The organism is Vicinamibacteria bacterium (genome assembly GCA_035620555.1).
Classification (GTDB): domain Bacteria; phylum Acidobacteriota; class Vicinamibacteria; order Marinacidobacterales; family SMYC01; genus DASPGQ01.
Window position 1 is genome coordinate 1 of record DASPGQ010000481.1, and the last position, 9,870, is coordinate 9,870.

At 61.7% G+C, this 9,870-nt stretch carries 9 protein-coding genes; 3 read left to right on the forward strand and 6 right to left on the reverse strand.

Features of this window, described 5'->3' with window-relative positions; genetic code table 11:
* The coding region (locus VEK15_19465; GenBank protein HXV62887.1) for a hypothetical protein at positions 1–364 on the forward strand (364 nt) is incomplete at its 5' end.
* Here VEK15_19465 and VEK15_19470 read toward each other — a convergent pair.
* The 3 genes from VEK15_19470 to VEK15_19480 form a co-directional block, all read right to left on the reverse strand.
* A complete protein-coding gene (locus VEK15_19470; GenBank protein ID HXV62888.1) occupies positions 339–1,073 on the reverse strand; it encodes an energy transducer TonB in 735 nt (244 codons plus the stop codon). The two genes, VEK15_19465 and VEK15_19470, sit on opposite strands and share 26 nt — an antisense overlap.
* A gap of 82 nt (positions 1,074–1,155) precedes the next feature.
* On the reverse strand, positions 1,156–1,797 hold the full coding sequence (locus tag VEK15_19475; GenBank protein ID HXV62889.1) for a hypothetical protein: 642 nt from the start codon (positions 1,795–1,797) through the stop codon (positions 1,156–1,158).
* A gap of 51 nt (positions 1,798–1,848) precedes the next feature.
* Entirely contained in the window at positions 1,849–2,733 is an 885-nt protein-coding gene (locus VEK15_19480) for a right-handed parallel beta-helix repeat-containing protein (GenBank protein HXV62890.1), read from the reverse strand.
* A gap of 363 nt (positions 2,734–3,096) precedes the next feature.
* Here VEK15_19480 and VEK15_19485 point away from each other — a divergent pair, with 363 nt between their 5' ends.
* The gene (locus VEK15_19485) at positions 3,097–4,854 is read left to right on the forward strand and encodes a M4 family metallopeptidase (GenBank protein ID HXV62891.1); all 1,758 of its coding nucleotides are present in this window, start codon (positions 3,097–3,099) and stop codon (positions 4,852–4,854) included.
* Positions 4,855–4,856: 2 nt separating this feature from the next.
* Here VEK15_19485 and VEK15_19490 read toward each other — a convergent pair whose 3' ends face one another.
* Both VEK15_19490 and VEK15_19495 read right to left on the reverse strand, forming a co-directional pair.
* Positions 4,857–6,110 (reverse strand): PEP/pyruvate-binding domain-containing protein, encoded by a 1,254-nt coding sequence (locus tag VEK15_19490; protein ID HXV62892.1) that lies wholly within the window; start codon positions 6,108–6,110, stop codon positions 4,857–4,859.
* Between the two features lie 10 nt (positions 6,111–6,120).
* Positions 6,121–7,761, reverse strand: coding sequence for a PEP-utilizing enzyme (locus VEK15_19495; protein ID HXV62893.1), 1,641 nt, complete (start codon positions 7,759–7,761; stop codon positions 6,121–6,123).
* Between the two features lie 450 nt (positions 7,762–8,211).
* On the opposite strand from VEK15_19495, the gene VEK15_19500 reads away from it, so the two are divergent.
* The gene (locus tag VEK15_19500) at positions 8,212–8,718 is read left to right on the forward strand and encodes a hypothetical protein (GenBank protein HXV62894.1); all 507 of its coding nucleotides are present in this window, start codon (positions 8,212–8,214) and stop codon (positions 8,716–8,718) included.
* Between the two features lie 143 nt (positions 8,719–8,861).
* Here VEK15_19500 and VEK15_19505 read toward each other — a convergent pair whose 3' ends face one another.
* Complete coding sequence (locus VEK15_19505; GenBank protein HXV62895.1) at positions 8,862–9,656, reverse strand: hypothetical protein; 795 nt, start codon at positions 9,654–9,656, stop codon at positions 8,862–8,864.
* Between the last annotated feature and the right edge of the window lie 214 nt (positions 9,657–9,870).

Sequence of the window (9,870 nt, forward strand, 5' to 3'; positions counted from 1 at the left end):
GTTCAGCCCCTGCGAGCACCTCGAGAATGCCATTCTCTACCGCGGAGACACCCCCATCCTTGAGCTCCCCGGCACGCACGTCTTTCAGTTCACGTACTACCCAAGCCTCTCCCGGCTCGAGCCCGAGCTCGAGCGTGTCCGGATCGAGGGGAGCCACGATGGAGCACCGTTTCGCTCGGAAGTCGTGGTGACGCCGGCTAGCGTGTACATTGGCTCGAAGAAGATCGACCTCGATCTGGATCAACAGATGATGCGGCTTCGCCGGCACGTCGATTCCCGGCACGAGACCGTCGAGCTCGCGCTGAAATGCACCAGCTCGTGCCGCCGGATCGCGAGACTCAAGTCAACCGAAACGTCACCGTAACCACCACCCAGAAGGGGACGGCCTTTCCCGCCACCACATAGGGATTCCAACGCCACGCTTCTACCGCGTCCACCGCGGCTTCCTCGAGCAGCGGGACGGTACGCAGAACATTCAACTCCGACGGCACGCCGTTCCGGTCGACCAGAACTTCCACGATGACGGCCCCTTGGACGCGGGCCTGCGCGGCGAGCTGCGGATAGACGGGCTCGACGCGATGGACGGGCCGAGCCTCCTGCCGATGGAAGTCCAGCCGAACCGGCGCCTCGGGCTCCACGAGCCGATCCGTCTCTGTGGGAAGTCCGCCCACGATTCCACCCACCACCCCGAAGGCGACGCCGCCCTCCACTCCGCCGGACACGCCATAGTCGCCCGCCCCGAGCTCGTCAACGGGAATCGTGTCCGGGAGCGCCACCGGGGCCACGAAACTCGCTTCAAGTAGAGCCGCCTGCGGGGGGCTCGGTCCGGGGTCTGGCCGCGCCGGCACCGGCGGCGGGGGCGGAGGAGGTGGTGAAGGGGAGCGCACGAGAAACGTCGCCATGGACTCGAACTCCGGCAGATCCGGACCCACTTGCGTCAGCGGAATGACGATCAGTGCGGACAGGAACAAGACGTGGATCGCGAAGGCCACCCAGAAAAGAAGCTTCTTGTTGGTTTTCGGGCGATAGCTCTCGTAGCCCGAAACGAACGAAAGGGTATCCCGGTCATTCATGTCCCGAGGCTGCCACGCGGTAATTACGGGAAGGAGACACCCGCGTGAATAGATCGTGGGAGTTCGGTGACTTGAATGTGAATCAAAAACGAGCTCCGAGACCGAACATCACATGAAGCGCTACATTCGGGGCCGAAGCGTCACCGCCGTTCACGGGCACGATGACCCGAGCCGCGCTCAGTTGAACCTCGCCGCTGGCAAAGAGCGAGCGAGTCAGGCCCAGACGTTTCCCAACGCCAAGCAAGAAAGACGGCCCGGTGAGGCGATAGCCTGGGGAAAACGGCTGCTCTCGAATCTTCGAATCGGCGTGAGCGATCACCACGCCAGCGGCCGCGCGAATGTCCACGGGCAGGGACGTCCACGCCCTTCCAAATGTCATGAGGTTCAATCCGTGCGTGATCTCGAAGTTCTGGATCTCGGTAGTCGGGTTACTCAGGTACACCTTGTGGTGAGTGAACTGCACTTCCCACCGTCCGGACCGATCGTTTAGGGCAAATCGCAAGGAGTAATACAGAGGGAAATCGAAGGCCCTCGTCTCGTAATCGGCTGCATGATCGAGGTCGGGGTAGCCGCTCTGCGAGATCGCAAGCGTCGTCCCGGCGTTCAGAGCGCCGCCCAGGAACGCCTCGAAGGAGAACCGGTCCTGGGCATGCCCGTCCAGGGCGAAGAAAAGAAGGCCAACCAGCCCGGCACTGCGGAGAGGGAACGAGGTCTTTTCGTCCACCCTCAGAGTCTATCGGACAACGGAGCTCCGTTTCGATGAGCTCATCCGCGGTTAGAAGATCGGATTGCCAAGTAAGGTGCAACCAGGGTCTATTTCTGTCGTCCCTGTTGCGCTGACGTTGGTTTCTACGACCTCCACGATCGCGCGGTCGCCGCACCTTAGGTCCAATCCGTTGTTCTGAATGATGCTTTGGTCCTCCATGAAAATGTATGAGTACTTGTCGGAAAGCAAGATCCCCGTACCTTCATTGTCTTCGATTGTTACATTGAACGTCTCGACCTCGGAAAATCTCCCGATGTCTATTCCTCCGATACCGTTCCGTATCGTTGTGGAGTAGACACGGGCCGAGCTCGTACTTTCGAGATAGATTCCAACGCCGCTGTTCTCGATTCGGGTGCTGTCGACGAGCAACATGGCGCGTCCGACCGCCCATATTCCCAGGTTACTGCTGTTTGCGATGAGACTGTTGCGAATCTCGAGAATGCTCAGGTCGAGTACGCCGATGCCAATGAAGGCATCTCGGATCTCGACCTGGTCGGCAATCAGTCTGCCACCCCTACCCACGCCCATTCCATCGCCGATGATTTTCAGGTTCTCCACACGCACGGTGGCGCCATCGACTTGCAGATGCGTCAACAGCTCGGCGTCCTTGCCGCCGACCAACCGGAGATCCTTCTCGATCAGATAGGGACCATCACTGCAGCTCCCGATGACGACAATCGTCGATCCGGGACGGGCTTTGTCGATGGCGCGCTTCAGGCTCTGCTCTCCACACCGGACTTTCTTCGAGTCCGACCCGTTGGCCAGAATGGGTAGCGCGGTGAAGAGAGCGACGACGAAGACGACGAAGTGGGTGAGCTTGCCTCGACGAATCCTGAAACCTTGCTTTCTGTGGTCGATAGACAACCGAAGCGAGTTTTCGCCCATGAAACGCATGGTTCCTCCTTTCACTGGTGGAAGGAACTGCAGCAGAGGCCTTCGTCCGGTCGGGTTCGGATTGTCGAAAGTCCCTGCTTCGCCTTCACTTGGGAATGGTGGCTAACTTCAAAGTGTTTCAGGATTGCTCCCGAGTCGAGATGCTCCCGTAGCACCGGGCAACGTGCCCCTAGTACTCCGTGCGGAAAAGGGGCGAGTACCCTGTGGCGCCGTGTGCCGATAACCTATTTCTTATGGGAATCCAGGTCGGGACCGTCTGGACAGATTGACACATCACGAGAAGCTGCGTAGCATCAGAGAATCCCCCGCCGACTGAAAAGCTACAGAGTCGGCTGCCCTCCGGCCGCTCGGCCTGGAGGTCCTATGTTCCGACACGGCGTCGCTGCCTTCTTGGCTTTCTCTTTCTTTCTCGGTTTGTCTCAGCTCGAAGCGCAGTCATCGCGCTCAGGGGATCGGGCTGGTCGCGGGTTTCGTGCGTTGACCGGGCAGCAGGCCGCGGATTTTCGCGTGCCCTCCGACATGCGTCACGTCTCGGTCGAACGCACCGGGCGGAACGCAGAGTTCTTGGCCGAACGCTATCAACAGTTTTTCGGTGCGGCGGAGGTACTCGGGGGACAGCTTACGGTCTTTCGCGACGAGACCGACCTGAGCGTGGTCGTAGTCGGTGCCCACTATCCCGATCTGTCCTCGTCGAACACGATACGGATCGGCGCCGATCGGGCTGAGACGGTGGCCGCCTCCCGGGGAGACGTCCCTCAGCACGCGAGGAGCAGTGTTCTGATGATCCATCCTCGTACGGGCCGATACTTCTACCGCGTGGAGCTTCGGGCCGGGAACGCCCGGTGGTTCTACTGGGTGGACGCCGAGAGCGGCACCGTGATGAACGCCTATGACGGGCTGACGACAGGCACAGGTTTTGGCGTCCTGGGGGACAGCAAAGATCTCACCGGCCTGACGACGTTTAGCGCGGGCGGTTATCGGCTCGTGTCGGTCGACGGGCGCCAGAGCACCTATGATGCCGGCAATCGGAACCGGCTTCCGGGAAGTCTCGCAACGGACGCCGACGACAGCTGGAATAGCCCGGGAAGCACGTCGCCGGGGCAGCCGGCCCTCGTCGATGCGCAGTTCAACGCCAACGTTACCGACGACTATTTCCTTTCCACCCACGGGTTCGACTGGCTCAACCACTACAGCCAGGGCATGGTCTCCTCGGCTCACGTGCAGAGGAGGTACAACAACGCCTACTGGAACGGTTCCCAGATGGCCTATGGAGATGGGGACGGGAACTCCTTCATCGAGTTCTCGGGTGATCTCGACGTCGTGGGCCACGAGCTCAGCCACGGGGTCACCGAGGCGACGAGCGATCTGATCTATCAGAACGAATCCGGGGCCCTGAACGAAGCCTTCTCCGACATCATGGGGACCGCGATCGAGTACTACTACGGAAGCGGCAACTGGACCATTGGAGAGGACATCACGCCAGGGTCGAACGGTATCCGCAACATGGCAAACCCAGGAGAAGACGGAGACCCCTCACACTACGCGGACCGTTACACCGGGACGGGGGACAACGGAGGCGTTCACATCAATAGCGGTATCGCGAACCACTGGTTCTATCTTCTGGTGAACGGTGGTCAGAACGCCGATCCGAACCGTGCCAGCGGTGCCTCGGTTCAGGGCATCGGCCTCGCCGCGGCCGAGGACATCGCATTTCGAGGTTTTACTGCACTTCCATCTACGGCCGACTTCTGCGACGCCCGCGAATCCACCGCCGCGGTGGCGGGCGGCCACGCCGCTAACGTCATGGATGCATGGGACGAGGTCGGCGTGGACGACACTCTTTGTATCGGCGACCCCGTGGGCGGCGACGTCCCGGTGATCTCCGACGCAGCCAGCAAGAAACTGAAGGGCACGAAATTCCAGATCACCTGGACGACGGATGTGCCTGCGAATAGCGAGGTGACGTTTACCTGCTGCGGGAGCTACACGAGCACAGTACTTGTGACAAGCCACAGCATGGCGTTCAACGGATCACGGGGTGTCTTGTATGAGTATTACATCTCGTCGACGGACATGGATGGAAAGAAGGCGACAAAGGGTCCGCTATATCACCAGAACTAGAACTAAGTTGGATCGGTGGCGCGCAGCCTCTTTGCTAGGGCTTGCAGGAGCTTCCATCCGATCGCTCCATTCCTTTCGATCAGAGGGCGGAACTCCCAGAACGTGATCCCGTAACAGACCAGGTCGGTCGCAGCGGTCACGGTTGCCGAGCGAGGACCGCCGTCGATGAGGGCAATCTCACCGAAGTAGTCGCCCGGGCCGAGGGTGGCGAGCTCGACGCCCTTGCTGGAAACCGCGGCTTGTCCCGAGTCGATCAGAAAGAAGGCGGCGCCCCCGGAGCCCTCCAGGATGACGGTCTCGCCTTTGGAAAAGGCGCGCACTTTGAGCAGGCGTGCGATTTGTTCGGCTTGCCTGCGGTCCATGTCGGCGAAGAGCTGGGCGCGGCGGAGCGCGGTGACCGGGTCGCGCGGAGGCGGGCCGGGCGGGGGTGCGTCGCTTCGGGCCTTGCCGGTAGTAATGGCGCGGCACTGGAGGAGATAAAGGGTGCCATTTTGGAGCGCCCATTCGATGTCGCGCCGCGGGCCATAAACCTTCTCGCACTGCAGAGCAAGAATGCCCAAGGCGGCGAGCTGGGAGTTGTCGAGGCAGAGTTGGCTGACCTGCTCGGGCGGCACTGGCTCTTCGAAGGTACCCCCGTTCGGGAGCGAGCGGATGGCGATGCGCTTGCGGCCCGCCTTGCGCTCGAGCACCTGGCCGGAGCGGTCGAGGCGGAAGTGGTCCGGGATGACGAGGCCGTTGACCACGGCTTCACCGAGACCCCAACTGGCTTCGATCATGCGCTCATCGGCGCCGGTGACCGGATTCTCGGTGAACATGACCCCGGCGGCGGTGGGGTTGAGCAGCATCTGGACGACCACGCCGACACTCGGCCGCGTGAAGAGGCCTACACGCAGACGGTAGGTGATGGCCGAGTCTGAGTTGGCGGACCACCAGACTTCGCGCACGGCGTCGGGAATATCGGAAGCCGAATGGACGTTGAGCAGGGTGAGGTGCTGGCCGGCGAAACTCGCCGCCGCGCCGTCTTCATCAACGGCGGATGAGCGGACGGCGAACGGGGGCTTCAAATCAGCAATGGCCTTACCCACTTTTTCAATCGCCGTTTCGTCGCCCGAGGCGACGGCCTCCACCAGGTCGCCCGACAACGCCACACCTGGGGGTACCGGTAAGCCGTGGCGGGCGGCGTCCCCGAGGCCTACGGCCTTGGATCCAAACAGCGATGTCTTGCTTGCTTTCTTGAAAGGTACGACTTTTTTCACTTTTGCACGGTCACCCGAGAACGGTGACTTCGCCGGCATCGCCGTCGACGCGGACCCTGACGCCGTCGGCGATGCGTTCGGTTCCTTCGCGGGTGCCGACGACGCCTGGGATGCCGTATTCGCGCGAGACGATCGCAGCGTGTGAGAGGAGCCCGCCGTTGTCGGTGACGATCCCGCCCAAGAGCGGCAGGAGAATGTTGAAGGCCTCGGTGGTTGACTCCGTGACGAGCACATCGCCCTTGGCGATGCGGCCGAATTCGGACGGGCCGGAGACGCGCCGCGCGGGCCCTTCGTAAACGCCTTTGCTGGCAGCGAGGCCGAAGAGGATTTTTTCCTCGTGCTGAGCTTGGGAACTGCCGAAGACCTCGCCCAAGGCGATGAACATGGCGCGCATGACGCGGGCGGCAGGTGGGGGCAGCGCGTCGAGGTCAGGCGGGGGCGGTTCGGGAGGACCGAGGAGCGGTGGAGCGACTTTGGCGGTGTAGGTGGCGCGGTATTCGGCGCGTTTCGAGAGCTCGTCAGCGGACGGGCCTCCCGCGCCAGTGACCAGCGCACACATCTCGTCTAGGCTGGCCTCGAGCATGTGCTGAGGAGCGGCGATGCGGCCGCGCTCGGCGACGCGCCGGCCTGCGGCAAGGGCGGCACGGCGCATGATTCCCGAAGCCCAGATGTCGCTATAGATGCCGCGTTCGTCACGGAGGCGGTAGGTGAGGCGGGCCTCGCCGAGCAGCTGGTCGAACTCGGCTTGATGCGCCGCCGGGACTTTGCCGCGGATTTCGACGATACGTGTCTCATCGTCGGAGGCGGGCCTGGCTTCTCCGCCAACGGCGATGTGGATGGCCCTGAGGAGCGCGTCGGGCAATTCGAGCGCAGTGGGCTCGGCAATATCGAAACCGTCAATGAGGCGGTTGCCAACCAGGTCGAGGTAACCGGAGATCGCCGTGCCGGCTTCACCGCCGAGGGATCGCAATTTAGCAAGCACTTGTGCGGGGTCACCGCCGGATTCGAGGATCTCGCGGGCCTCAGAGTTCTGGGCGAACGCCCGCTTGAGGCGTTCCATTTCGTCGGAGCCTCCGGCGGACACCGTAGCCGACCCGCGCATCAAACCCAGCAACTCGGACGGCGGAAGGCCCGTCCAATCCCCAACGTGTGCGAGGAAGTCCCCGGTTGGAAGTATTGCACTTGCGGTGAAGCGCATGTGCTGGGTGATCATCGCCGAATGGTGGTCGCGGCAGCGCGTGAGGTAGGCGGCCAGGTCCGCATCGCCGAGGGTGTCTGGATTGACGGCCTGGAGCTCGCGGTGCGCAGCAATGGAGGATGGTTTGCGGTTTTCGTCCCAATCGCGAAGCTGCTCGCGCCAGAGTCTCTCCGCGAAAACCTGCTCGGCGCGCTTGAATCGTTCGGCGATTTCGGCGTCCGGCGCCGGGAGCACCTGACGGTAGGCGAAGCCGTTCACGTAGCTCATCTGGAGGCCGTCGATGAGCAACCCGTAAAAGCGGGCGAAGTCGTTGGTCCCCTTCTTGAAGGCGGGAGGATGCATCTCCTGCCAATAGCGGGTCATCGGGCGCGGGAAATGCACGGGGTCCTGTATCCATGGTCCAGGCCCCGGCGGTTCAAAACGGAGTTCTTCCGAAACGACTGACTCGGTCATGACAATCCTCCATGTCTGCCGCCGGTCGCGATGCTCGGCTGGTGATGGTGGTTCCACCTTGTCGTCACGCTACGGGGAGAGTCCACGTCGCTTCACGCCGCGCAAGTCGTAAACAGGACTCGCCAGAAGATCCGGACCTTGCGATGACCTTTACCACGATTCACGCACATCACCAAGCCTCGGCTACGAGCCGCTTGCGGTCCGGTAGAGCCACACGTCAGCGAACATTCTCCTTCGTGCTGCAGCACAAAAGCAATTTCGTCTCCGGCAAAAGTCGCTGCCATTCGTGCCGGGCGAGCCAGGAGCATGCGTTCATTGCCATGGTGGTTCTGTGCGAAGGTGTTGCGAACGAGGCTTGGAAGGGAATAGAAAGCCGCGTAGCTCTTCGGGGCGGGTAGGTCCAATCTCCGCCCCGGGCAGGCTAGAATGAAAGCCGCCCGGAGGTGATCCATGAAACGCTGGCTCATCCTCTTCTCGCTTCTCTGCATCGCCAGCCTCGGAGGTGCGATTCAGAAGCCAACTCAAGGAAAAGTCCGAATCCGGCTAACCGCGCGCGAGGACAGCGTCAGTAACGGTGTCCGTCAGAGAGAGAGCGAGCTCGAGGAGACGGTGGGCGATCTGAGAGCCCGCCTCAACAAGAGGAAATGGATCGAGGTCACCGACTCCGAAGAAGATGCGGATATCGATCTCGAGCTACTCGGACGGCACGAGGTTCCTGAAAAGGGTTACGTCCTCCACTACAAGATCGATGCCGGTGCCTATGGGCGCGAGGATGAGTTCGCCTATGCGGGTGAGGCCGTTCCAACCGGCGGGATCCGCACTCGGAGCTTCGACGGCCACGACAACAGCACAAAGGGGCGGGCGATCCTCCGGTGGGAGGAGCTCGCCAAGCACTTCGCCGATTCCCTGGAGGAGTTCGCGCAATCCAACTACGAGCGCATCATCGCGCAGAGATAGCCGCGGTCACGTCGTTCCCCCGAAGAGAACCGACGTACCACGGGGCTTCGATTTTCGAGAGGCCGGAGAGCATCGCTCCACGTCGACCACGAGGGGATGGGGACTGTCTTGGGACCGGCTTATTAATGAGGAATCTATTCGACCTACTCCATGGTTTCATAGATGCGAGTAGTCGCCTGTCGGGCTCTCTCTTTGTCGGTATCGGGGACATCGCTCAACAATCTGATCGCCTTCTCTTTGATTTCGTGAGACTTCGCTTCGATACCCACCCGCTCAATGGCCTCGATCGCCATGAAGCGAACTTCCATACCGCCGATCAATGCCCGCGAGCTGATGGGTTTGGCGAGCACATCTAGAGCGACGGAGTAGGCCTGATCGAAATTGGAACCCGAGACCGTACACCACACGGCATTGATGGCAGGCATCCGTGCGCCGTTGTTCCCGCTGTCGGCCGCGCGGATGAGGAGGTTGAGAGCCGCGACGATGAGATTTTCGGATGACGGATCCGTCTTATCGATTCGACCCACGATGAGGTTCATGGCGTCGATCGCGACGTCGCGGGCCACGAGTTGTTCCGAATGAAAGGGCTCCGTGAGTGACTCGATCGCCTCGAGCTTCACTGTGTGGTCGTCGGTACTGTTCGCCAGCTCTGCGATCGCGTAGATGGCGGGGAGCCGGATCTGATCGGTGCTGCTGCCGACCGGTTCCTGAAGCAACTCCAGTGCCTTCGACTTCACCGGAACGAAATCGGAGGACAGCGCCAGTTCCTTGATCACGTACATGGCTGGTATGCGCTGATGGGCATTCGAGCTTTCGACTGCGTCCCTTTGTGCTTCGAGCAGTTCCATCTGTTGGCCGAGGGACTGTTGGGCGCTGGCCGGACCCTCGAGCAGCAGCCCTGCCATCAAGGTGGTGAAAAAGGGGGGCAGGCTTTTCATGGCTCGATTCTCCTTGTTTCTTTCCGATCGGAGTGCCCGGACGCTGAATCGTCACCGACGATCCTCCGCCCCGAAGGTTGCGTCTGCTCGAACGTCTTCCGTCCCTCACCCCATAATGGCGCATGCCTTCGAACCGTTTCATCCCGGCGAATCGAGGAGTCCGAGTGGCCCCGCTTCCCGCCCGAAGCCAGCATCACCGCCACCGTAGGTCTCG